Origin of the sequence: Stenotrophomonas sp. 57, from assembly GCF_030291075.1 — a bacterium.
Classification (GTDB): domain Bacteria; phylum Pseudomonadota; class Gammaproteobacteria; order Xanthomonadales; family Xanthomonadaceae; genus Stenotrophomonas.
Genome location: NZ_CP127407.1, coordinates 1,550,989 through 1,573,919 on the forward strand (window position 1 = coordinate 1,550,989; position 22,931 = coordinate 1,573,919).

General features: G+C 67.2%; 25 protein-coding genes. 11 read left to right on the forward strand and 14 right to left on the reverse strand.

Annotated features, from left to right (window positions below; translation table 11 throughout):
• Positions 1-29: 29 nt before the first annotated feature.
• Positions 30-1,394, forward strand: a complete 1,365-nt coding sequence (locus QP512_RS07075; protein WP_286071500.1) for an NAD-dependent succinate-semialdehyde dehydrogenase — start codon at positions 30-32, stop codon at positions 1,392-1,394.
• Positions 1,395-1,567: 173 nt separating this feature from the next.
• Here QP512_RS07075 and QP512_RS07080 read toward each other — a convergent pair whose 3' ends face one another.
• The 8 genes from QP512_RS07080 to QP512_RS07115 form a co-directional block, all read right to left on the reverse strand.
• Entirely contained in the window at positions 1,568-2,590 is a 1,023-nt protein-coding gene (locus QP512_RS07080) for a magnesium and cobalt transport protein CorA (RefSeq protein WP_286071501.1), read from the reverse strand.
• A gap of 6 nt (positions 2,591-2,596) precedes the next feature.
• Entirely contained in the window at positions 2,597-3,847 is a 1,251-nt protein-coding gene (locus QP512_RS07085) for a DUF4105 domain-containing protein (RefSeq protein ID WP_286071502.1), read from the reverse strand.
• Positions 3,844-4,725, reverse strand: a complete 882-nt coding sequence (locus QP512_RS07090) for a transporter associated domain-containing protein (RefSeq protein ID WP_005408827.1) — start codon at positions 4,723-4,725, stop codon at positions 3,844-3,846. The genes QP512_RS07085 and QP512_RS07090 overlap by 4 nt, the downstream gene beginning before the upstream one ends.
• A gap of 64 nt (positions 4,726-4,789) precedes the next feature.
• A complete protein-coding gene (locus QP512_RS07095) occupies positions 4,790-5,347 on the reverse strand; it encodes a hypothetical protein (RefSeq protein WP_286071503.1) in 558 nt (185 codons plus the stop codon).
• Positions 5,348-5,374: 27 nt separating this feature from the next.
• Positions 5,375-6,025, reverse strand: coding sequence for a hypothetical protein (locus tag QP512_RS07100; protein WP_286071504.1), 651 nt, complete (start codon positions 6,023-6,025; stop codon positions 5,375-5,377).
• Between the two features lie 39 nt (positions 6,026-6,064).
• Positions 6,065-6,673, reverse strand: a complete 609-nt coding sequence (locus tag QP512_RS07105; RefSeq protein WP_286071505.1) for a hypothetical protein — start codon at positions 6,671-6,673, stop codon at positions 6,065-6,067.
• Positions 6,674-6,721: 48 nt separating this feature from the next.
• Positions 6,722-7,207, reverse strand: a complete 486-nt coding sequence (gene ybeY, locus QP512_RS07110) for an rRNA maturation RNase YbeY (protein WP_286071506.1) — start codon at positions 7,205-7,207, stop codon at positions 6,722-6,724.
• Positions 7,204-8,190 carry a PhoH family protein gene (locus QP512_RS07115; protein WP_286071507.1) on the reverse strand — a complete coding sequence of 329 codons (987 nt, stop codon included), beginning with the start codon at positions 8,188-8,190 and terminating at the stop codon, positions 7,204-7,206. The genes ybeY and QP512_RS07115 overlap by 4 nt, the downstream gene beginning before the upstream one ends.
• Before the next feature lie 441 nt (positions 8,191-8,631).
• Between QP512_RS07115 and QP512_RS07120 the strand changes: the two genes are divergently transcribed.
• Genes QP512_RS07120 through QP512_RS07130 form a run of 3 tightly spaced genes read left to right on the forward strand, consistent with a single transcriptional unit; the run spans position 8,632 to position 11,641 of the window.
• Positions 8,632-9,588 (forward strand): HlyD family efflux transporter periplasmic adaptor subunit, encoded by a 957-nt coding sequence (locus tag QP512_RS07120; protein ID WP_286071508.1) that lies wholly within the window; start codon positions 8,632-8,634, stop codon positions 9,586-9,588.
• 20 nt (positions 9,589-9,608) lie between these two features.
• On the forward strand, positions 9,609-10,532 hold the full coding sequence (locus QP512_RS07125) for an ABC transporter ATP-binding protein (protein ID WP_286071509.1): 924 nt from the start codon (positions 9,609-9,611) through the stop codon (positions 10,530-10,532).
• On the forward strand, positions 10,529-11,641 hold the full coding sequence (locus QP512_RS07130; protein ID WP_286071510.1) for an ABC transporter permease: 1,113 nt from the start codon (positions 10,529-10,531) through the stop codon (positions 11,639-11,641). Before QP512_RS07125 ends, QP512_RS07130 begins: the two co-directional genes overlap by 4 nt.
• Before the next feature lie 88 nt (positions 11,642-11,729).
• Here QP512_RS07130 and miaB read toward each other — a convergent pair whose 3' ends face one another.
• The gene (miaB, locus tag QP512_RS07135) at positions 11,730-13,145 is read right to left on the reverse strand and encodes a tRNA (N6-isopentenyl adenosine(37)-C2)-methylthiotransferase MiaB (RefSeq protein ID WP_286071511.1); all 1,416 of its coding nucleotides are present in this window, start codon (positions 13,143-13,145) and stop codon (positions 11,730-11,732) included.
• A 197-nt stretch (positions 13,146-13,342) separates the two neighbouring features.
• Positions 13,343-13,963 (reverse strand): glutathione S-transferase family protein, encoded by a 621-nt coding sequence (locus QP512_RS07140; RefSeq protein ID WP_286071512.1) that lies wholly within the window; start codon positions 13,961-13,963, stop codon positions 13,343-13,345.
• A gap of 80 nt (positions 13,964-14,043) precedes the next feature.
• Here QP512_RS07140 and QP512_RS07145 point away from each other — a divergent pair, with 80 nt between their 5' ends.
• The 7 genes from QP512_RS07145 to QP512_RS07175 all read left to right on the forward strand — a co-directional run bounded on the left by QP512_RS07145 (position 14,044) and on the right by QP512_RS07175 (position 20,099).
• Complete coding sequence (locus QP512_RS07145; protein ID WP_286071513.1) at positions 14,044-15,012, forward strand: WYL domain-containing protein; 969 nt, start codon at positions 14,044-14,046, stop codon at positions 15,010-15,012.
• A gap of 46 nt (positions 15,013-15,058) precedes the next feature.
• Positions 15,059-15,979, forward strand: coding sequence for a lytic transglycosylase domain-containing protein (locus tag QP512_RS07150; RefSeq protein ID WP_286071514.1), 921 nt, complete (start codon positions 15,059-15,061; stop codon positions 15,977-15,979).
• Positions 15,980-16,170: 191 nt separating this feature from the next.
• Positions 16,171-16,791: a ubiquinol-cytochrome c reductase iron-sulfur subunit gene (gene petA, locus QP512_RS07155; RefSeq protein ID WP_004151998.1), complete on the forward strand. Its 621-nt coding sequence runs from the start codon at positions 16,171-16,173 to the stop codon at positions 16,789-16,791.
• Positions 16,791-18,050, forward strand: coding sequence for a cytochrome bc complex cytochrome b subunit (locus QP512_RS07160; RefSeq protein WP_286071515.1), 1,260 nt, complete (start codon positions 16,791-16,793; stop codon positions 18,048-18,050). Before petA ends, QP512_RS07160 begins: the two co-directional genes overlap by 1 nt.
• A complete protein-coding gene (locus QP512_RS07165; protein WP_286071516.1) occupies positions 18,043-18,792 on the forward strand; it encodes a cytochrome c1 in 750 nt (249 codons plus the stop codon). Before QP512_RS07160 ends, QP512_RS07165 begins: the two co-directional genes overlap by 8 nt.
• Positions 18,793-18,926: 134 nt before the next feature.
• Complete coding sequence (locus tag QP512_RS07170; protein ID WP_005408842.1) at positions 18,927-19,562, forward strand: glutathione S-transferase N-terminal domain-containing protein; 636 nt, start codon at positions 18,927-18,929, stop codon at positions 19,560-19,562.
• A gap of 84 nt (positions 19,563-19,646) precedes the next feature.
• A complete protein-coding gene (locus QP512_RS07175) occupies positions 19,647-20,099 on the forward strand; it encodes a ClpXP protease specificity-enhancing factor (protein WP_014646584.1) in 453 nt (150 codons plus the stop codon).
• 102 nt (positions 20,100-20,201) lie between these two features.
• Here QP512_RS07175 and QP512_RS07180 read toward each other — a convergent pair whose 3' ends face one another.
• From QP512_RS07180 to QP512_RS07195, 4 genes are all read right to left on the reverse strand, one after another.
• Positions 20,202-20,552: a DUF3301 domain-containing protein gene (locus QP512_RS07180; RefSeq protein ID WP_286071517.1), complete on the reverse strand. Its 351-nt coding sequence runs from the start codon at positions 20,550-20,552 to the stop codon at positions 20,202-20,204.
• Positions 20,553-20,619: 67 nt separating this feature from the next.
• A complete protein-coding gene (locus QP512_RS07185; RefSeq protein WP_286071518.1) occupies positions 20,620-21,621 on the reverse strand; it encodes a DUF2272 domain-containing protein in 1,002 nt (333 codons plus the stop codon).
• Positions 21,622-21,801: 180 nt separating this feature from the next.
• Positions 21,802-22,653 carry a carboxylating nicotinate-nucleotide diphosphorylase gene (gene nadC, locus QP512_RS07190; protein WP_286071519.1) on the reverse strand — a complete coding sequence of 284 codons (852 nt, stop codon included), beginning with the start codon at positions 22,651-22,653 and terminating at the stop codon, positions 21,802-21,804.
• Positions 22,650-22,919 carry a Trm112 family protein gene (locus tag QP512_RS07195; RefSeq protein WP_005408847.1) on the reverse strand — a complete coding sequence of 90 codons (270 nt, stop codon included), beginning with the start codon at positions 22,917-22,919 and terminating at the stop codon, positions 22,650-22,652. Before QP512_RS07195 ends, nadC begins: the two co-directional genes overlap by 4 nt.
• Positions 22,920-22,931: the final 12 nt, after the last annotated feature.

Here is a 22,931-nt window from a genome sequence, read left to right on the forward strand (position 1 = left end):
AATGGGGGTCTTCCAGAAGGAGATCCCCCATGACTGTCGAGATCGTCGACCCGGCCACCGGCCAGGTGACCTACCGCCATGAACTGATGGGCGCTGCCGACATCGAGCAGCGCCTGCAGGCCGCCGCCGATGCGTTTCCAGGCTGGGCCGATCGCTCTCTGCAGGACCGCGGCGCCATCCTGCGCCAGATCGCCGCGCAGCTGCGCGCACGGCGCGACGACCTGCAGCAGGCGATGACCCATGAGATGGGCAAGCTCAAGGCCGAGGCGCTGGCCGAAGTGGACAAGTGCGCCGCCGCCTGCGAGTACTACGCCGACCATGCTGCCGACTACCTCAAGCCGCAGTTGATCGACACCGAAGCCCAGCGCAGCTATGTGCGCTACGAGCCGATCGGCTGTGTGTTCGCAGTGATGCCTTGGAATTTCCCGGTCTGGCAGGTGTTCCGTTTCCTGGCACCGGCGTTCATGGCCGGCAATGTCGCCCTGCTCAAGCACGCCAGCAATGTGCCGCAGTGCGCCGACCTGATCCTGGCGGTGTGCCGTGACGGCGGCCTGCCGGCGGGTGTGTTCGACGTGCTGCACATCGACAACGACCAGGCCGCCGAGGTGCTGCGTGATGCGCGGGTAAAGGCCGTTACCCTCACCGGCAGCGAGCGGGCAGGGCGCTCCATCGCTTCCAACGCCGGCAGTCAGTTGAAGAAGTCGGTGATGGAACTGGGCGGCAGCGACGCGTTCGTGGTGCTCGAGGATGCCGACCTGGACAAGACCGTCGCCGCGGCCGTGAAGTCGCGCTTCGACAACGGCGGGCAGACCTGCATCGCGGCCAAGCGCTTCATCGTGGTCGAGGCGGTGGCCGATGCATTCACCCAGCGCTTCGTCGACGCCGCCGGCCAGCGCCAGTACGGTGATCCCAACGACGGTGCCACCACGCTGGCACCGATGGCCCGTGCCGACCTGCGCGACGAGCTGCACAAGCAGGTGCAGGCCAGCGTGGCCAAGGGCGCACGGGTCCTGGTGGGCGGGGAGCCAATTGCCGGAACCCACGCGGGCTATCCGGCCACGGTGCTCGACCAGGTGGGGCCGGGCATGCCGGCCTACGATGAGGAACTGTTCGGGCCGGTGGCGGCGGTGATCCGGGTCAAGGACGAAGCCGACGCGCTGCGCGTGGCCAACGACACCCGCTTCGGCCTGGGCGGCAGCGTGTGGACGCGCGACCCGGTGCGCGGCGAATCCTTTGCGCAGCGCATGGAATGCGGTGCAGCATTCGTCAACGCCATCGTCAAGAGCGACGCGCGGCTGCCATTTGGTGGCAGCAAGGAGTCTGGCTTCGGCCGCGAGCTTGCCGACCACGGCATCCATGAGTTCATGAACATCAAGACCGTCTACGTGGCCTGATTCCCCTCCTTCTGTAGAGTCGAGCCATGCCCGACTGCTCGTCGCTCTTGTAGAGCCGAGCCCATGCTCGGCTGCTCTCGCCGGCATCAGTCGAAAAAGCTCGACTCTACGGAATGCGCCAAACAGCCAGCCGAGCATGGGCTCGGCTCTACAAGAAGAGGGTTGCGTACGCGCTACAGCCAGCCCGAACGCTTGAACAACCGGTACAGGCCCACGCACACGCCGCCCACGCCAACGATCATCAGCGGGTACGACCACGGTTGGCTCAGCTCCGGCATGTGGCTGAAGTTCATGCCATACCAGCTGGTGATCAGCGTCGGCGCGGCCAGCAGCGCGGCCCAGGCACCCAGCCGCTTTACCGTCTCGCCCTGTGCCAGTGTCACCAGCGACAGGTTTACGCTCAGCGCAGTGCCCAGCATCTCGCGCAGGGTGTCGATCACGTCGCTGATGCGCACCGCATGGTCATGCACGTCGCGCACGTACAGCTTCACTTCGTCGGGAATCAGCTCGCCCTGATAGCGCCGGATCTGGGCCAGCACATCCTGCAGCGGCGCGACTGCCATGCGCATCTTGTTCAGTTCGCGCTTGAGCTCGTACAGCCGCACCACGGTGCTGCGCTTGTAGGTGTCGGCGAAGATGTCCTTTTCCAGCAGGTCCAGGGTGTCGCGGAAGCGGTGCACGATGGGCAGGTAGTTGTCGACCACGAAGTCGGTCACCGCATACAGGCAGTACGACGGGCCCATCTTCAGCAGCTGGGGCTCGCGCTCGACCCGCGCGCGTACCGGGGCGTAGGACAGCGAGGCGCCGTGGCGCACCGTCACCAGGAAGCGCGGGCCGAGGAAGGCGTGGGTTTCGCCGTACTGGATGCGCTCGTCGACCATCTGCGCGGTGGTCACCACCACGAACAGCGAATTGCCGTAGGTCTCGACCTTGGGCCGCTGGTGCGCATTGCGCGCATCCTCGATGGCCAGGTCGTGCAGGCAGAATTCTTCCTGCAGTTTCAGCAGCACGTCTTCGTTGGGGTCGTACAGGCCGACCCACACGAAGCCGTTGCCGCTGGCAATGACATCGCTGATGGCGTCCAGGCTGATGTCGTGGCGTTTGCCCTTGTCATCGTAGTGGACGCAGTTGATGACGCAGGTAGGGTTGGCCGAAGCCGGGGCGGAAGCGGAGGCGGGCAATGACATGCCCGCCATCGTGCGTCAGGGCCGTGTTTCGGACAAGTGAGGACGACGCCCCAGCACCCACGCCAGGGCGACGTGTACCGGCAGCAGCAGCACGATCCACTGCACGTTGTACTGCGCCTGCAGGCTCAGCCAGTGCAGTACCAGCGCGGCCACGGCCTGCACCGCCAGCAGCCACAGCACCACCCTGAACATGCGCCCCGGCACGCGCCGGCGCAGCAGGGCGATCGCACCCGGCAGCAGCAGCACGGCCAGCGGCGAAAGCAGCAGCAGGTTACGGTTGGCCCACGCTGCGTAGTGGATGCTGAAGCCCCACAGGAACACCAGCACGCCGCCGAACAGGGCACACAGCAGCCAGAACGGCAGCGCCAGCCCGGCCAGCAGGCGCGGACGGTGGCGCAGCGCCAGCACGCCGGCGGCGACCACCAGGCCGCACACCAGCCACGGCCACCAGCGACGCGCGAACTCCTTCGGCTCCGGGGCGATGCGGTGCGGCAGCAGTTCCTGCTCGGACTGCACCAGGGGCCGACCGTCGCTGTTGCGTGCCTGGCGCAGCGCGTCGGCCAGGCGCATCGGCACGAAGGCTTCCTGCCAGCGTGACAGCGGCTGGTCGGCGAACGGCCCCAGGCCGACGTCGAAGCCCAGCCACATCCACGGTGCCGGCGAGGCCAGTCGCACCGATTCGCTGCGGTAGGTGTTGCCGCGCGAACGGCCGGCCAGCTGTGACTGCAGGCCGCCACCCAGTGCCTTGTCCACGGTGTCGCGCACCATCGTGGCGCAATTGGCGGTGTAGTAGTCGTAGTGGTAGCGCGCGTTTTCCGGCTTGGCCCGTTCGGCCAGGTCGGCGGCCAGTGCGCGGGCCTGGTCCGGACGCAGGTCCAGCCACTGCACGCTGGCACCGCGGCCGGTCTCGTCGTAGTACGACAGGTCCTGCTGCAGCGGCAGCGCTACCAGGTAGTACATCATGTCGCCGCGTGCGAAGCGGCTGATGAAATCGTCTTCGGACGGATCGAAGTAGCCGAAGTTGTACGAGGTCGCTTCGCCGCTGAGCGGATCGACCACGACGATGGCGTCATGGCCGAAGCGTTCGAAGAACACCGTGCCCGGCTGCATGGTCACCACGCCGATGCGCGGGGCAGGGGCCTCGGCGCTGGTGCCGGGGGCAGCAGGTGTGGCCGCCACGGGCTGCGCGAACGCGGCCAGCGGGAGGGGCATGGCCAGCACGCACAGTGCCAGCCACAGCGTCAGGATCAGGCCACCGCGCTTCAAGCGTCGTCCTGCGCGTCCGGCGGCAGCACGGTCACGTGGAAGGCCTGCACCCGGCGCGCATCGGCGCGGGCCACGCGGAACATGAAGCGGTCCAGTGCCAGTTCGTCACCGACTTCCGGCAGGTGGCCCACAGCCTCGGTGACCAGGCCACCGATGGTGTCGTAGTCCTCGTCGGAGAAGGTGGCACCAAAGCGTTCGTTGAAGTCGCCGATCGGCGTCAGCGCGTCGACCACGTACTGGCCGTCGGACTGGATCGCGATCTGCGCCGACGGATCCTCGGCCTCGTCATGCTCGTCATCGATCTCGCCGACGATCTGTTCCAGCACGTCCTCGATGGTAACCAGGCCGGCGACACCGCCGTACTCGTCCACCACGATGGCCATGTGGTTGCGCGACAGGCGGAATTCCTTCAGCAGCACGTTGAGCTTCTTCGCCTCCGGGATCAGCACCGCCGGGCGCAGCAACTCGCGCACGTTGGCCGGGCCGTTGTCGGCCACCACGCCGCGCAGCAGGTCCTTGGCCAGCAGGATGCCAAGGATGTCGTCCTTGTTCTCGCCGTGCACGGGGAAGCGCGAATGGCCGGATTCGACCACCTGCTTCATCAGTTCGAGGAAGGGCGCTTCGACCGGCAGCGAGACCATCTGCGAGCGCGAGATCATCACGTCGCCCACGGTCAGCTCGGCCACCGAAATGGCGCCTTCCATCATCTTCAGGGTATCGGCGGCGATCAGACCCTCTTCCTGCGCGGTGTGCAGGACAGCGACCAGCTCGTCGCGGGTATGGGGTTCGCCGGAGAAGGCGGAGGTCAGGCGTTCAAGCCAGCCGCGCTTCTTTTCGCTGTGCTCCGCAGGGGAGCTACTACTGTCGTCTTCTGACATCTCTGGAAAAAAGGCACCCGGCAGGCCGGGCGTTGGCCCAAGTCTAGCAGGATGTGGCGGCCTGTCAGTGACTGCCGGTGGGCGGGGCCGGGGCAACCGGGGTTGCCTGCTCCTCGGGCAGGTCCAGGCTGTAGGTACAGCCGGCCAGGGTCTTGCCGGGATGGGAAGCCACGGTGGAGACGCTGAGGATGATCGACTCGATCTGGGCCTCGCCGGTCTTCGCGTCGGTCACGTCGCGGCTGACCACCTCGCGGCCGGCCATGAACTTGCCGTCCTGGTCGTAGCCGGTCTCCAGCGCCAGCCGCTTGGCCAGTGGCCGTGGATCGGCCTGGTCAAGTACCGCCATGATGCTGGCGCCGGCCACTGCCACCCGCTCGGTGGTCGCGCCAAACACGCTGATCGGCTGTGCCAGGCGGTACTCGCTCATGAACTGGTTGCCCTGCGGCAGCGGCTGCAGGCCCTGCGCCACGGCCTTCAGCGGGTCGGCCAGCAGCGGCGCCAGCGCGGCCTGGTCGGCCACGCCCTGGCGGCATTCGATCAGCGCCGGCAGGTCCAGGCGGGACGCGAAGGCGGATGGAACTGCAAGGGCACACAGCAGGGACAGGCAGCAACGCAGGGACACGGGCAGGTTCCGCAGGCGGGCCGGACATCATAACGGTGACGGGGGCGGGTTCTCAGCCTTGCTGCTGCGGCGGCGGCCGCGGGTCAGCAGGGCGCGTAGCCCCATCACCGGCAGGGTGAGCAGCACCGCCTGCATCGAGGCGTGGAGAACCGTGACCAATCCGCGAGCCGCCAACTGCAGCACGCCCGATTGTTCGAACCAGGGCATCAGAGCCGGTTCGGCGGCCTTTGCCAGTGGCATGTACATCGCGCAGAGCGCGTACAACAGCCAGAGTGAGGCGGTTGACGCATGGAAGAACGGCAAGGTCGCCGCCGAGCGCCGCAGGCGCTGCTGGACCGCCACGCGCCAGGCCACCGGCGCGGTGAGCGCGCCAATCAGCATCAGCAGCAGCGCGCTCGTCACCAGGCCCATCGTGGTGCTTATTCCGTGCCGCTGTGGCAGCAGCTGAGGCCCGATCACGCCGACCGCCAGGCTGGCAATGACGCACGCCGGTGACAGCAGTGCCAGCGTGCGCAGCAGCCAGTGCTGCCCGCTGGGGTCGCGTGCACTGACACGGCGCACGGCATGGCCGCCCAGCACCAGCAGAATGGCGAAAAGGCCGGCAGCTATCATGGTCGTCATGAAGCCGTACCCTGGGTTCATCCTTTTTCCTTCCGAGTCCTGGCCGGTGTTGAACAATAGCGCAGCGCGCGGACCGGCGCCCGCACTCCACGTTGGTCAGGGGGATCGCCGTTGCGATGTCGCCGGATGCCAGCGCAGCCTCACCGGGTAGCCCAGCAGTGCCTGCAGGTGGTCGCGCACGGTCGCCGCCGTCGCGCGGTTGGTTGGGGTATCCCGCACTTCAACCTCCAGCTCTCCGGCCTTGACGTCCAGGCTATAGCCGAACAGGTCGGGCAACTGGGCCAGGAGCCAGTCCCGCTGTGCGTGCAGGCGGCGCTTCATCTCCGCTTCCGTCATCGTGGCACCGGTGATGTAGTGCACGTGTTGCGGGCCATCTGCCCCCGGATGTGTCTCATCGGCCTCGGGTGCGGCACCTGTCAATCGCACGACGACGTTCCAGCCCGTCGCATTGTCCACCCAGAGGCCGGCCAGGCGGACCGCGTGCCGGGCTTCCAGGCGGTCGATCAGCGCCCGTTGCTGGGCGGTGGCGACGATATTGCGGGTGTCGCGCTCGTTGCTGCCAAAGAACGCCCGTAGTTCGGCGATCTTTGCGGCGATGTCGGCCTCGCTGTCACTGGTGGGGAACGGTGAGGGACGGCCAGGATCGGGCATCAGGCCAGCCCCGGACTGCAGTAGCGCGGCAAGCACAAGTGTGGGCAGGGACATGCCGCGCTCCTCTTCCGTGAGTGCGTGGGCTCGGAACAGAGCCCGGTGTCAGCGCTCTCCGGCGTAGGGGTCGCCGATGCCGAGCTCGGCCAGGATCTCACGTTCCAGCTGCTCCATCGCCTCGGCTTCCTTGTCATCTTCGTGGTCCCAGCCGAGCAGGTGCAGCACGCCGTGCACGGTCAGGTGCGCGTAGTGGGCGTTGAGCGCCTTGCCCTGCTCGTCGGCCTCCCGTGCCACCACCGGTGCACAGATCACCAAGTCACCCAGCAGCGGGAACTTGACGCCCTTGGGCAGGCCTTCTGGCACATCGGCCGGGAAGCTGAGCACGTTGGTCGCGTAGTCCTTGCCGCGGTAATGCCGGTTCAGTGACTGCCCTTCCTTGGCATCGACCACGCGGATGGCGAGGTCGGCCTCGCGGATGCGGCCCTTCAGTGCGGCAGCCACCCACTTGCGGAAACTCACTGCCGCCGGCAGCCCGGTACGGGGCAGGGCATAGCTGACGGCGACGTCCAGTCGCACGGTACCACGGGTCATGGAGTCGCTCCAGGTTGGATCTGATGCAGGTCGCGGCGGTCGTAGGCGCTGACGATGCGCGCCACCAGCGGGTGGCGGACCACGTCACGGGATTCAAAGAAGGTGAAGCTGACGCCCTCGACCTCGCGCAGCACGTCGATGGCATCGCGCAGGCCCGACTTCACGTGCTTGGGCAGGTCGGTCTGGGTCAGGTCGCCGGTGACCACCGCGGTGGAGCCGTAGCCCAGGCGGGTCAGGAACATCTTCATCTGTTCGATGGTGGTGTTCTGCGCTTCGTCCAGGATCACGAATGCATCGTTGAGGGTGCGCCCGCGCATGTACGCCAGCGGCGCGATCTCGATGACGTTCTTTTCCAGCAGCTTGACCACTTTCTCCACGCCCATCATCTCGTACAGGGCGTCGTACAGCGGCCGCAGGTAGGGGTCGACCTTCTGGCTCAGGTCGCCGGGCAGGAAGCCCAGCTTCTCGCCGGCTTCCACCGCCGGGCGAACCAGGATCAGGCGCTGCACCCGCGATTCGTTCAGTGCTTCGACCGCGCTGGCCACGGCCAGGAAGGTCTTGCCGGTGCCGGCCGGACCGATGCCGAAGTTGATGTCGTGGGTGGCGATCTGGTGCAGGTAGCGGGCCTGGTTGGCACCACGCCCACGCACCGTGCCGCGCTTGACCTTGATCGCCACTTCCTGTGCTTCGTAGGAGCGCTCGGCGATCTGCTCGACATTGGCCTGCGCCAGGCGCAGGTGGATGGCGTGGCTGTCGAAGGTGGTCTCGGTGGTCTCGGCGTACAGTGCCTCGACCAGTTTCTGCGCCTCGATGATGGCTTCCTTCGGCCCGCTGATGCGGAACACGAAACCACGGTTGGCGATTTCCACGCCGAGTTTCAGTTCGATCTGGCGCAGGTGGCCATCGAACGGGCCACACAGGTTGGCCAGCCGTTCGTTGTCTTCCGGCGACAGGGTGAAGTCTCGATGCTCGATGCTTTTCATTGCTTCGGGTGGGGCTGACGCCTTCCACCGCAGTGTATTCAGGGGAGACAAGGGTAGCGCGCGCACGGGGCGCGCGGCCAGCAGCGGGCCGATACGCGGTTTTCCACACCCGATGTGGACGGGGTGCGCGAAAACCTGTGGATAGGCCTTCGCAGTGCTTGTGCCACAAGGCCCATGAGGTGGTGGTGAAAAAAACGTCACGGCCGGTCGGCCCGCGTGGCGGCAGCGCATCTTCCGCTGCCGGGCACCCAACACGGCCATGTCCTGTCGGTTCTCCACACCGGCTGTGGAATGATGCTGAATCAAGCTGTGGATAGGTGGCGCGGGGCCTTGCAGCAAAAGGCTCCGCGGTAGGTGGTGAAAAAAACGCCATTGCAGATTGCAATCATTGTGGGTGCACGGGGCGCATGGCACCGTCGCGCCGTCGCAGGAGGGGATGGCATGGGCATCGGCAACGGGGTGCGTGGAATTGGACTGGCGGGCATCGGCCTGCTGGCGGGATGTGGCCAGGCAACGCCAACCGCCCTGGGGACGCTGGAGTGGGACCGCATTACGGTGCCAGCACCGGCGGCCGAGGTGATCGCTACGGTGGATGTGCGAGAGGGCCAACAGGTCAAGGCCGGTACCGTGCTGATGCAGCTCGACCCGGCCCGTGGCGACGCGCAGTTTGCCGCAGCGCAGGCCGACACGGTGCGCGCGCAGGCACAGCTGGAAGAACTGAAGATCGGCCCGAGGCAGGAGCAGATCGCGCAGGCCCAGGCGCAGCTGGCCGCCTTGCGTGCGCAGGCCGCCGAAGCCAGCGCGTACTACCGCCGGGTTCAACCGCTGGCACGCCAGCGCCTGATCGCCGCCGCCGAGCTGGACCGCGCACGCGCGGCCGCAGGCAATGCCGAAGCCAGCGTGCGTGCCGCTGAGCAGGCCTGGCTGGAGCTGGTGCACGGCAGCCGAGCGCAGGACATCGCGCAGGGGCAGGCCGCAGCGGACGCTGCGCAGGCGCAGCAGGTGGTGCAGGGCGTCAACCTGCAGAAGCTGCAGCTGCGCGCGCCCCGCGATGGCGTGGTTGATGCCTTGCCCTACCGGCAGGGTGACCAGGCGCCGATCGGGGCGCCGCTGGCGGTGATGCTGGTCGGCGAGCGTCCCTATGCGCGCGTCTACCTGCCCCAACCCCTGCGCTTGAAGGTGAAGGTTGGCCAGGCCGCGCAGGTGCAGCTGGAGGACGGCGGGGCCGCGTTGAAGGGCCATGTGCGCTCGATCCGCAGCGAGCCGTCGTTCACCCCTTACTACGCATTGACCGGTGACGACGTTGCGCGGCTGAGCTACCTCGCCGAGATCGAAGTGTATACGACCGCCGACATGCAGAAACTCCCGGCGGGGATGCCGGTGCAGGTGAGCTTCTGAACATCGGCAACGACATTGCGGTGCTTGCGCAGGGCCTGACCCGCCGCTTCGGCGATCTGCTGGCCGTCGACAATGTCGACCTGACCGTGCCACGTGGACAGGTTTACGGGTTCCTGGGGCCGAACGGCTCGGGCAAGTCGACCACCATCCGCATGCTGTGCGGCCTGCTGGAGCCGAGCGCGGGGCAGATCGAGGTGCTCGGCCTGGCCGTGCCCGAACAGGCCGAAGCGCTGCGCCGGCGTATCGGCTACATGACCCAGCGCTTCTCGTTGTACGAAGACCTGTCGGTACGCGAGAACCTCGAATTCCTCGCCGCCATCCAGGACCTGCCGCGCTCACAGGCGCGGCAGCGCGTCGATGCACTGCTGCAGCAGTACCGGCTGCAGGATCGGCAGCCGCAGCTGGCGGGCACGCTCAGCGGTGGGCAGAAGCAACGCCTGGCGTTGGCCGGTGCCGTCGTGCACGCCCCGGAGCTGCTGTTCCTGGACGAACCGACCAGCGCAGTCGATCCGGAATCGCGCCGCGATTTCTGGGAGGCCCTGTTCGAACTGGCCGATGCGGGCACCACCGTGCTGGTCTCGACCCACTACATGGACGAGGCCGAGCGCTGCCACCGCCTTGCCATCCTTGATCGCGGCGCGCTGGTGGCCGATGGCACGCCGGCCGAACTGTGTGCACGGCTGCAAGGGCGCACGCTGCAGGTCACCTCCTCGCAGCCGCGCCAGGCCAGCCGCGCGCTGGCCGAACTGCCCGGCGTGCTGAGCGTGGCGCAGATCGGCACGCAGCTGCGCGTGCTGTGCAATGAAGGCGCGGCCGATACCGCGACGTTGCAGCGCGCATTGGCCGATGCTGATCCGCAGGCGCATATCGAGGCGGTGGCGCCGAACCTGGAAGACGTGTTTGTTGCCGCTACCCGCGGCCGTGGCCGGGAGCCGGCGGCATGAACCTGCGCCGGCTGTGGGCGATCATGCTCAAGGAACTGCGGCAGCTGCGCCGCGACCGCATCACGCTGGCGATGATCGTTGGCATTCCGGTGATGCAGCTGCTGCTGTTCGGGTATGCGATCAACCTCAACCTGCGCCACCTCGATGCGGGTATCGCCGACCAGGCCAACAGCGCCGCCTCACGCGCGCTGGTGCAGGACATGGTCGCCACCGGCGTGATCACGCCACGCAGCGAGGCCTACACGCCGGACCAGCTGATGCAGGCGCTGCGCCGCGGCGAGATCAGCGTCGGCATCGTGGTGCCGGCCGACTTCGAGCGTCGCTGCTTCGATGGACGCGAAGCGGTACAGGTGCTGGTCGATGGCAGCGACACCGTGGTGCAGAGTGCGGCGATCCAGCTGGCTCAGGTGCCACTGGATACGCGCCCGACCAGCAATACGCGGCCGCTGCGCGAAGGCAGCATTGCCGGTGGCCAGGTCAGCGTGACCAGTTTCTACAACCCGCAACGGCGCTCGGCGGTGAACATCGTCCCCGGCCTGATCGGGGTGATCCTGACCATGACCCTGGTGATGTTCACGGCGGTGGCGGTGGTGCGCGAACGCGAGCGCGGCAACATGGAACTGCTGATCGCCACGCCGGTATCGCGCAGCGAACTGATGGTCGGCAAGGTGCTGCCCTATGCAGCGATCGGCCTGCTGCAGACCACGCTGGTGCTGGTGCTGGGCACCTGGCTGTTCCAGGTGCCGATCCGCGGCAGCCTGCTGGACATCTACCTGGCCGCGGTGCTGCTGGTGCTGGCCAACCTCGCGCTGGGCCTGCTGATCTCCACGCGCGCGCGTTCGCAGTTCCAGGCGATGCAGATGACGCTGTTCCTGTTCCTGCCGTCGATCCTGCTGTCGGGTTTCATGTTCCCGTTCGCCGGCATGCCGCGGCCGGTGCAGTGGCTGGCCGAAGTGCTGCCGCTGACCCATTTCCTGCGCCTGGTGCGCGGCATCATGCTGCGTGGCGCCTCGCTGTGGGAGCTGTGGCCGGATGCGCTGGCACTGCTGGCCTTCATCGTGGTGATGATGACGCTGGCGATCCTGCGTTTCCGCAAGCGATTGGATTGAAGGCAGGGGTCGGGTCCCCGCAGAGGGGTTCCGATCCCATTGATCGGGCCGGCTGGTCGGAGCCCCTGCGGGGATGCGACCCGGAGATTTACTCCGCCACCACCCGCGCGCGCAGCGAATTGGTCAGCGCTTCGGTGATCACCACATCCACGAACTGGCCGATCAGCCGCGCCGGCGCCGGGAAGTTCACCGAGCGCATGTTCTCGGTCTTGCCGGTCAACTCGTTCGGGTTCTTGCGCGACGGACCTTCCACCAGCACGGTCTGCACCGTGCCAACCATCTTTTCGGAGATGCTGGCCGCGTGCGCATTGATGCGTTCCTGCAGGCGCGACAGCCGCGCGTGCTTTTCCGCATCGCTGATCGTGTCTTCCAGGTCGGCCGCCGGCGTGCCCGGGCGGCGCGAGTAGATGAAGGAGAAGCTGTGGTCGAAGCCGATGTCCTCGATCAGCTTCATGGTCTTCTCGAAATCGGCATCGGTCTCGCCGGGGAAGCCGACGATGAAGTCCGAGCTGATCGAGATGTCCGGGCGCACCGCGCGCAGCTTGCGGATCTTCGACTTGAACTCCAGCGCGGTGTAGCCGCGCTTCATCGCCGACAGCACGCGATCACTGCCCGCCTGTACCGGCAGGTGCAGGAAGTTGGCCAGCTTTGGCACGTCGCGGAACGCGTCGATCAGCGAATCGCTGAACTCCAGCGGGTGCGAGGTGGTAAAGCGGATGCGGCCCACGCCGTCGATCTCGGCGATGGTGCGGATCAGCAGGCCGAGGTCGGCGAATTCACCGTCGCCATACGGGCCGCGATAGGCGTTGACGTTCTGGCCCAGCAGGTTGATCTCGCGCACGCCCTGCGCGGCCAGCTGCGCCACTTCCACCACCACGTCCTCGAACGGGCGGCTGACTTCGGTGCCGCGGGTATAAGGCACCACGCAGAACGAGCAGTACTTGGAGCAGCCTTCCATGATCGACACGAACGCCGAGGCGCCATCGGCACGTGGCTCCGGCAGGCGGTCGAACTTCTCGATTTCGGGGAAGCTGATGTCCACCTGCGGGCGCTTCTGTTCGCGCCGCGCGCGGATCAGTTCCGGCAGGCGGTGCAGGGTCTGCGGTCCGAACACCAGGTCGACGAACGGCGCGCGCTTGATGATCGCTTCGCCTTCCTGCGAGGCGACGCAGCCGCCGACGCCGATGATGACCTCGCGGCCCTTGTTCTTCAGGCCCTTCCACACGCCCAGCTGGCTGAACACCTTCTCCTGCGCCTTCTCGCGGATGGAGCAGGTGTTGACCAGGATGACGTCAGCGTCGTCCGGGCTGTCGGTCAGTTCCAGGCCATCGCTGGCGGCGAGCACGTCGGCCATCTTGGCCGAGTCGTACTCGTTCATCTGGCAACCGTGGGTCTTGATGTACAGCTTGCCCTTGACCTGGTCGGGCTTGCGCGGACCAGCGGGCAGGGCAACGAGCGGGGTACCGCCTGGTGCGGGCGGAAAGACGTCTGGCGTCCCGGTCATGGCGCTTAATCCATTCGGGTGGCGGGAAAGCGGGCAATTCTACCCGCATCCCGGCGCGGCCGCCGCGCGCTCCTGTAGAGCCGAGCCCACGCTCGGCTGCTCTTCCCGCTTCCCATGGGACAGCCAGACATGGCCTGGCTCTGCTGAAACCAGCCGAGCCTAGGCTCGGCGCTACAAAGGAAGCCCGGCCGGCGCCCTTACGCTGCCGCCAGCTCCGCATCGATCTGCCGCGACCGGTCGAAGGCGGTCATCGCGCTCATCCGGGCGATGTAGTCGGCCGTTGCCGGCGCCGGCTGCACGAGGCCAAAGGCGGTGGTCCAGGCCAGCGCATTGCCCCATAGAACGTCGGCGGCGCTCATGGTCTCGCCGAGCAGGTAGGGGCCCTGCGCCAGCTGGGCCTCGATCACCTGCAGCACGGTCTCGGCGTCGTTGTAGGGCGACATCAGGCGCGGCGGCGGCTCGCGGTGCATCGCCTTGTCGATCATCGCCGGCTCGAAACACGCGCCGTAGAAGGCCATCCAGCGCAGGTAGGGGCCGCGCAGGGCGTCGCCGATCGGCGGGGCCAGCCCGGCTTCCGGGTAAAGGTCGGCAAGGTACAGGTAGATCGCCACCTGTTCGGTCACCAGTGCGCCGTTGTGGACGATGGCCGGCACCTTGCCCATGGGGTTGATGGCCAGGTAGGCCGGGGCCAGGTTGGCGCCGGCCTTCAGGTCCAGCACCTGCATGTGGTAGTCGGCACCCAGCGCTTCCAGCAGCGCCACTGCGCCGCTCGAGCGGGAACGGGCGGCGTGGTACAGGGTGATCTGGCGTGAGGTCATGGCATTGCTCCTTGCGGTGGGTGGTGAACTGGAGGTCATCCTGGGGCACTATTGCGGACGACTTCTGTCCTCGATCCTTCATGCGCCACACCGCCCATCGACTGCTGCGCCTGATCGCCCTGCTGCAGGCCCGCCGCCAGTGGTCCGGCGCTGAGCTGGCCGAGCGGATGAGCGTGGACAGGCGCAGCATCCGCCGCGACATCGAGCGCCTGCGCGAGCTGGGTTACCCCATCCAGGCCTCGGCCGGGGTAGGGGGCGGCTACCAGTTGGGGGCTGGGGCGCCGGTCCTGCCGATGCTGCTGGACGAAGAAGAAGCGACCACTCTGGCCATCGCCCTGCGCGCGGCCTCGGCCACCGTCGCCGGTATCGATGACACCGCACGTGGCCTGCTGTCCAAGCTGGACCCGCTGGTGCCGACCCGCCGTCGCCAACAGGCCGGCGAAGTGCATGCCGCCACCGCCACCCTGTCGGATCTGCCCGCTACCGACGCGCGCCTGCTGGGGCGGCTGGCGCAGTACTGCCGGCAGGCGTCGCGGCTGGCCTTCGAGTACCGCAGCGCGCAGGATGCGGTCACCCAGCGCGAGGTCGAGGCCCAGCACCTGGTCAACTATGGCCGGCGCTGGTACCTGCTGGCCTGGGACCTGGGACGCCAGGACTGGCGCACCCTGCGCGTGGACCGCATGGGCGCTGTGCGCGAATGCACCGGACCGGGCCTGCATCGGCGTACGCCGGCGCCCCCGGACGTGATGGTGCGGCAGGCGGTCAGCCAGGCGCCGTTCGCGCTGCAGGCCATCCTCCGCCTGGCCGGCAGCCATTCCGAGCTGGAAGGCCGCATCCCGCCGTGGTGTGGGGTACTGGAAGCGGATGGCCCCGACCACTGCCTGCTGCGCATGGGGGCCGAGAGCCGCGGCATGATGCTGGCGCAGATCCTCAGCCTGGACCGCATACCGGTGGCGCTTTGGACCACCCCGCCGGGCCTGCGCGACGAACTGGCACAGCGCCTGGCCGGCCTCGGCCAGCTGCTGTCTGTGCCGCCGGTCACAGGCTGAGCCTCATCGCTTGGCAAGCCCCGGCGAAGCTGGGACACTCGCCGCCATGAAGGGGATACTGGGGACAACGGCGATCATCATCGCTGCGCTGACCGCTGCGCCGGCCAGCGCTGGAACCCTGTACAAGTGCCAGGGCGCCGACGGCGTCACCAGTTATGTGAGCAAGCGGGTGGCCGGCGCGCGCTGCAGCACCATCAGCTATGCCCGTGATACCCGTCCGGCGCCGCGTCCGGTGGTGTCCGCACCGAAGCCCGCGCCGACCACTGTGGCCAGCATCGAACGCAATCCGGTCGCCGTGGCGGCCAGTACCGCTGCGCCTCCCCAGGTGGCACCGGCGCCGGCGGGGTCAGCACCCGCCGCGGCACCGACGCCATCGCGTGCCGGGCGCATGGTCAGTGGCCAGGTCTATTCCTTCATGAAGGATGGCGTGCGGCATTACACCAGCGCGCGCCCGACCCAGGTGGCCAACCTCGGCCCGGTGCGGACCATCCGCTACAGCTTCATGGAGCGCTGCTATGCGTGCGGCGTGAATCCGCGCGTGGACTTCGGCACGGTGCGCCTGAACACCTCGGCCTTCCAGGCCGAGATCACTTCGGCTGCGCGCGAGTTCGGCGTGGAAGAGGCGGTGGTGCGCGCCATCATCCATGCCGAGTCGGCCTACAACCCGACCGCGCTCAGCCGCGCCGGCGCACAGGGCCTGATGCAGCTGATGCCGCCGACCGCCGCGCGGTTCGGGGTAAGCGATTCCTATGACGCCGGGCAGAACATCCGCGGTGGCGTGCAGTATCTTGCGTGGTTGCTGAAGCGCTTCAATGGCGACCTGACCCTGGCCGCGGCGGGCTACAACGCCGGCGAGGGCGCGGTTGACCGCCACGGCGGTGTGCCGCCCTACAGCGAGACGCAGTACTACGTGCGCCGGGTCGGCCAGCTGGCCGAGCGTTACCGCACCGCTTTGACCAAGCAGTAGGTGCCGACCGTTGGCCGGCACGCATTTGGTAGTGCCGGCCGCTGGCCGGCAACCCCGTAATTCAATGTTGTTGCAATGCGTTGTGTGGCGCGCGACGGTTCCGCTACACTCGCCCATGATTCAATGCGGCTCTGGCCCCCACCGGATCCGCTGGCAGCCTTAAAGCTACCTAATCAATATCGGAGTGCCGGATGGCCAACGATGGGGTACACGATCCAGTCAACACCGGACGTCGGCGTTTTCTTTCTGCCACCACAGCCGTGGTGGGCGCCGTCGGCGTCGGATTCACCGCAGTTCCTTTCATCAAATCCTGGAACCCCAGTGCCCGCGCCAAGCTTGCCGGCGCACCGGTGGTGGCCGACATCAGCGCCCTGCAGGAAGGCCAACGCCTGATCGTGGAATGGCGTGGCCAGCCGATCTGGATCGTCAAACGGTCCAAGGCGATCCTCGACGCGTTGCACGGGCTGGATGGCCGTCTCAAGGACCCCGAGTCCGGCGAGAAGGACCAGCAGCCGGACTACGTGCTCAAGCAGAACCCCGAACTGCGCTCGATCAAGCCGGACATCTCCGTGCTGGTCGGCCTGTGCACGCACCTGGGCTGCTCGCCGGAAATGGTCGCCGAGATCCGGCCTGAACCCTACGACCCGCAGTGGAAGGGCGGCTACTTCTGCCCCTGCCACAAGTCGCGCTTCGACATGTCCGGCCGCGTCTTCAAGGACGTGCCGGCGCCGATCAACCTGAAGGTGCCCGCGCACCATTACCAGGACGACAACACCATCATCATCGGTGTCGATCCGCAGGGGGCTGCCTGATGGCCAATATCCTCAGCCGTACCGCCAGCGGCGTGGCCGACTGGGTCAACGCCCGCGCGCCCGGCCTGATGCCGGTCTACCGCAAGCACGTCAGCGAGTACTACGCGCCGAAGAACTTCAACATCTGGTACTACTTCGGTTCGCTGGCGCTGCTGGTGCTGGTCAACCAGATCGTCACCGGCATCTTCCTGACGATGCACTACAAGACCAACGCCGCCGAGGCGTTCGGTTCCATCGAATACATCATGCGGGACGTGGAGTGGGGCTGGCTGATCCGCTACATGCACTCCACCGGGGCCTCGCTGTTCTTCATCGTGGTCTACCTGCACATGTTCCGCGGTCTGCTGTACGGCAGTTACCAGAAGCCGCGCGAGCTGGTGTGGATCCTGGGCATGCTGATCTACCTGGTGCTGATGGCCGAAGCCTTCATGGGTTACGTGCTGCCGTGGGGCCAGATGTCGTTCTGGGGCGCCAAGGTGATCATCTCGCTGTTCGGCGCGATACCGGTGATCGGCAATGGCCTGACCGAATGGATCATGGGCGACTACCTGCCCAGTGATGCCACGCTCAACCGCTTCTTCGCACTGCATGTCATCGCATTGCCGCTGGTGCTGTTGCTGCTGGTGGTACTGCACCTGGGCGCGCTGCACGAAGTGGGTTCGAACAACCCCGATGGCGTGGAGATCAAGAAGGGGCCGAAGGGCAACCGCTGGTCGCCGAGCGCACCGGCCGACGGCATTCCGTTCCACCCGTACTACACGCTCAAGGATGGCGTCGGCGCCGGCTTCCTGCTGATCATCGCTGCCTTCATCATCTTCTTCGCCCCCGGTTTCGGCGGCCTGTTCCTGGAGCACGACAACTTCACCGAGGCCAACCGCCTGGTGACCCCGGAACACATCAAGCCGGTCTGGTACTACACGCCGTACTACGCGATGTTGCGGGTGGTGCCGAACAAGCTGGGTGGCGTGCTGGTGATGTTCTCGGCCATCGCGATCCTGTTCCTGGTGCCATGGCTGGACAAGGCGAAGGTGAAGTCGGTGCGCTACCGCGGCTGGATCTCGAAGGTGATGCTGGGCGTGCTGGCGGTGTGCTTCGTGTGGCTGGGCGTAATCGGCTCCGGTCCGGGCACCGACGTGCACGAGACCTACATCGGGCGGGTGCTGACCTTCCTGTACTTCGCGTTCTTCATCACCATGCCGCTATGGACACGGTTGGACAAGACCAAGCCGGTACCGGAGAGGGTGACCACCCATGACTGATCGCTGGATGGTCCGGCTGGCCATGACGGCCGCCCTGATGCTGGGCAGTTTCCTGGCCTCCGCCGCCGAAGGTGGCGCCACGCTGCTGCAGGCCGGCAACGACCTGGGTGACCGTGCCTCGCTGCAGCGCGGCGCGCAGCTGTACATGAACTACTGCTCCGGCTGCCACGCGCTGAAGTACCTGCGCTACTCGCGGATGGCGCAGGACCTGGGCCTGACCGAAGAAGAGGTGATGAACAACCTCAACTTCACCGGCTCGGCGATCGGCGACCCGATCCCGGTGGCGATGCCGAAGGAGAACGCGGAGAAGTGGTTCGGCAAGATGCCACCCGATCTCAGCCTGATCTCGCGTGTGCGGGGCAGTGACTGGGTCTACACTTATCTCAAGTCGTTCTATCTGGACAGCAGCCGCCCGCTGGGCTGGAACAACGCGCTGTTCGCCAACGCGTCCATGCCCAACCCGCTGTGGGAGATGCAGGGCCTGCAGCATGCGGTGCACGGCAAGGCGGAAGCGCCCGGCATGGACCCGCCGGTGACCGGCCTGAAAATCGAAACGCCCGGGTCGGTCGATGCCGGCCAGTACGATCAGGCCGTGCGGGACATCACCAACTTCCTCGAATACGCCGGTGAACCGGCCGCGCTCAAGCGCCAGCAGCTGGGCGTGTGGGTGATCCTGTTCCTGGCCCTGCTGACGTTCCTGCTGTACCTGCTGAAGAAGGAATACTGGAAGGACGTTCACTGATTCTGCCGCCGGCCATCGCACGGGCCTATTGGCTTTTGTGATGGTCGGTTGCACACTCGGGGAGGAGTCGATCGCTGGCACGGTGCCGGCGGCGCCGATGCGGCAGGCGGTCTCCTGTCGTGGGAGAGCCTTTGATGGCGGCGAGCGTACGCATGCGCAATACACTGACGCTGTTTTCTTCGAACGACGATGTGCTGTGCCACCGTGTACGCCTGGTGCTGGCGGCCAAGGGGGTCACGTTCGACTTCGTTCCGGTCGATCCGCAGAACCCGCCTGAAGACCTGATCGACCTCAATCCATACCATTCGGTGCCGACCCTGGTCGAGCGCGAGCTGGTGCTGTACGCCGCCTCGGTGGTCAGCGAGTACCTGGATGAGCGTTATCCGCATCCGCCACTGATGCCGGTTGATCCGCTCTCCCGCGCACGCATCCGCTTGGCGATGCTGCGCATCGAGCACGACTGGGTGCCGCAGGTGCAGGCCATCCAGCTGGGCAACAAGACCCAGGCCGAGGCCGGGCGCAAGCGCCTGAAGGAGCTGCTGACCGCCTCGCTGCCGCTGTTCAAGGCCAGCAAGTTCTTCCTCAACCCGGAAATGAGCCTGGCCGACTGCGCGATGGCGCCGATCATCTGGCGCCTGCAGTCGCTGGATGTGCCGCTGCCGAAGGATGGCAAGGCGATCGAAGACTACGGCAACCGTATTTTCCGCCACCCCGGTTTCGTCCGCAGCCTGACCGACCAGGAAAAGAAGCTGCGCGATCTGCCGGTCTGATCCGGCCATGCGTAACCCGTCTGTACGCCGACCGGCGTGCAGGCGATCCGCCCCGGCAGGGCGCCGGGCGCGTACACTTCACGGATGACCGAAGACTTCTTCCACATGACCAGCCACCGCCCGTACCTGCTGCGGGCGCTGGTGGAATGGATCAACGACAACCAGCTGACCCCGCATATCCTGGTCGACGCCGGCGTTCCCGGCGTGCAGGTCCCGCCTTCGGCGGTCAAGGATGGCCGGGTCGTGCTCAACATCGCCGAACGTGCCGTCGTGCGGCTGATGATCGACAACGAGATGGTGAGCTTCTCGGCGCGCTTCTCCGGCACCAGCTACCCGGTGCAGGTACCGATCAGCGCCGTGCTGGCCGTCTACGCCCGCGAGACCGGGCAGGGCATGGCGCTGCCGGATGACATTCCGGGCAGCGAGACCGCTCCGACCAGTGACGAGCTGCTGCACGAGGACGGTACGCCGCCGGACGATACGCCGCCGGCCAGTCCGCCACCGAAGGGCCGCCCGAATCTGCGCGTGGTCAAGTAATGTTTCCAACGCCGCCCCGATGGGCGGCGTTTTTCTTTGCAGGATTCACCGGTGGGGCAGGGATTGTGTGGGTGCCGACGTTGGTCGGCACACCTTCAGTCCTTACACATCCTCGGCATCGCCCACATCCGGCCGGATCTGGCTGATCCGCGCTGCGCCGGGGCCGGTAAACGAAATCAACTGGTCACCGCGCAGCACCATGCGGCCCACGTGGCGATCGAGGCCATCGTAGGAATACTCGAACTTGAAGGTGCGTTCGAAGCCGAGCCGTCCGTCCTCGCCGCGCGACAGGCGCAGGCCGGTGGCGTGAACCGCCTGGTCCAGCCATTGCACATCGGCTGCGCGGCAGGCATTGCGGCCCAGCTCGACCGCACGTTCGGCGGCCGAACGCGCAGCGTTCCAGAAGAAATAGATGATTCCGCCGGCAATCAGCAACAGCAGCAGGGTGGGCATGGCATCAGCCGTCAGGGATCGATCCTGCAAAGATGGCGGCGAACGCGCGCTGGATCAAGCGCCGGCATCACCGTGTCGATTGTGGTTCGCCCGACACCTGCGGTGCCGGGACCTGGGTCGGTTGCGTCGGCGAGGTAGGCTGCATCGGCGCGGCAGTGGGCGAGGGCATCACCAGCGGTGACGTGGCGGTCAGCTGCAGCAGCGCAGCCCAGTCCTGGCGGTTGAAACTGCATTCTTCCTCGCGCCCGGGGGTGCAGCTGGGGTCGATGCCGGTGCTGTTGCGTTCGCGCGCCGGAGGCAGCTTGATCAGCCCGGTACGATCCAGCTGCAGCAACCGCATCGCCACCGTGTTCATTACGTTGCCGCCCACCAGGTACAGGGTCTGGTCGCCGCCGAGGTTGGCCGCCACCACCACTTCGCAATGCGATTTCCAATGGCCCACCGAGCCATTGCCCAGCGCCTGCACCAGCCCGCTGTAGCTGAGCGTGGTGCTGCGGTCACGCAGGAAGCACAGCAGGTCGCCCGGCGCGGGCTTGGCGGTGGCCGGGTCGACCAGCCGATGGGGCACGCCCGATGGGCCGCCCTGGTACGCCGCGCGGATGTAGTCGATGTGGCGGGGCGAGGTGTTGAAGCCCGGAACACCGGCGCGCACCATCACCCAGGAAATGAAGGCGGCCGACCACGGGTTGTCGATCAGGAACGCCCGGCAGTCGCTGTCGGTGTAGCGCGTGCCCAACGGGGCCAGGCAGCTGCTGGCACCGGCGATGCTGCCCATCGCATTGAGCGTGCCGCTGTCGCGCCAGTAGCCGGCCACGCGCCGCCAGGCGATCAGGCCGTTGTCGGCCAGGTGATCGCTTTCGGCCTCGGTGACGCTGAGGCTGGCGGCGCGGCCATCACGATCGATGAAGGGCCGGAACCACAGCCGGTGCTCGTTGCAGGCGGTGTTGCGGATGGCCACGGCCAAGGGGCTGAGGCCGAAGCGCGGCGGCACATCGCAGGCTTCGGCGGCCGCCGCGGACAGCGGCGCCGCGGCCAGCAGCAGGCAGGCAGGCAAGAGCATCCGGCGCATGCGCGGCTCCTGTGGGGGATGGCCGCAGCGTCGCAGAGGCGGCCGTCGCCGAGCCGTGAAGGCGTCCCGGGTCGTGTAGAGCCGAGCCCATGCTCGGCTCATCGCGCGAAGCGCGTGCAGGGCGCGCCGCAAATCGACAAGCAGCCGAGCGTAGGCTCGGCTCTACAGGTCCTGCAGGCCTCAACCCGGCGGCGGGCCCAGCTTCAGCGACAGGTCGATGGCCTGCACGTGCTTGGTCAGGCCGCCGATGGAAATGCAGTCCACGCCGTCTTCGGCGATCGAACGCAGGCCACCCAGTCCGACGCTGCCGGAGACTTCCAGCGGGATGCGGCCGGCCGTGATGCGCACCGCCTCGCGGCGCAGATCCGGGCTGAAGTCATCCAGCAGGATGCGTTCGCAGCCAGCTTCCAGTGCCTGCCGCAGCTGCGCCAGATCCTCGACCTCGACCACCAGCGGCAATGCCGGCCATTGCCGGCGCGCCGCAGCCACCGCCGCGGCCAGCGAACCGGCGGCACGGATGTGGTTTTCCTTCAGCATCACCGTGTCGTACAGGCCGAAGCGGTGGTTCTCGCCGCCGCCGCATCGCACCGCGTACTTCTGCGCCAGGCGCAGGCCGGGCACGGTCTTGCGGGTGTCGAGGATGCGCGTGCCGGTACCGGCCACGGCGGCCACGTAGCGGGCCGTGGTGGTGGCGGTGCCGGACAGCGTCTGCAGGAAGTTCAGCGAGGTGCGCTCGGCACTGACCAGGCTGCGGCTGCGCCCGTGCAGCAGCGCCAGCACGGTGCCGGCAGTGACCGCGTCACCTTCGGAGACACGCCATTCGATGCGCACCTCCGGGTCGAGCGCGCGGTGGGTGGCGTCGAACCAGGGGCGACCGGCGATCACTCCGTCCTGCTTGCACAGCAGGTAAGCGCTGTCGGCCTGGTCGGGCAGCAGGGCGGCGGTGACGTCGCCGCTGCCCAGGTCCTCGGCCAGCGCACGCGCGACATCGGCGGCGACAACGGCCGCATCCGGCGTCGGCAGCGCGCTCATGCGGCCGGGAAGTCGGCGATCTGGGCGGTCGGGATGGCTTCCTCGGCCAGCAGCACCGGGATGCCGTCGTCAACGCGGAACACCTGTTTGCGGTCGCGGGTGACCAGCGCTTCGCGCAGCGGCTGCGCCAGCGGGTTGCCATCGGCCTTGTTCACCGCGCCGGCGGAAATGGCCTTGTTGAGGGCTTCCAGGCCCTTGCCATCCAGCAGGGACAGGGGCTGGCGGGTGTCCGGCGACACCAGCAGGTCGAGCAGCTTGCGATCCATGGTTCTTCGTCT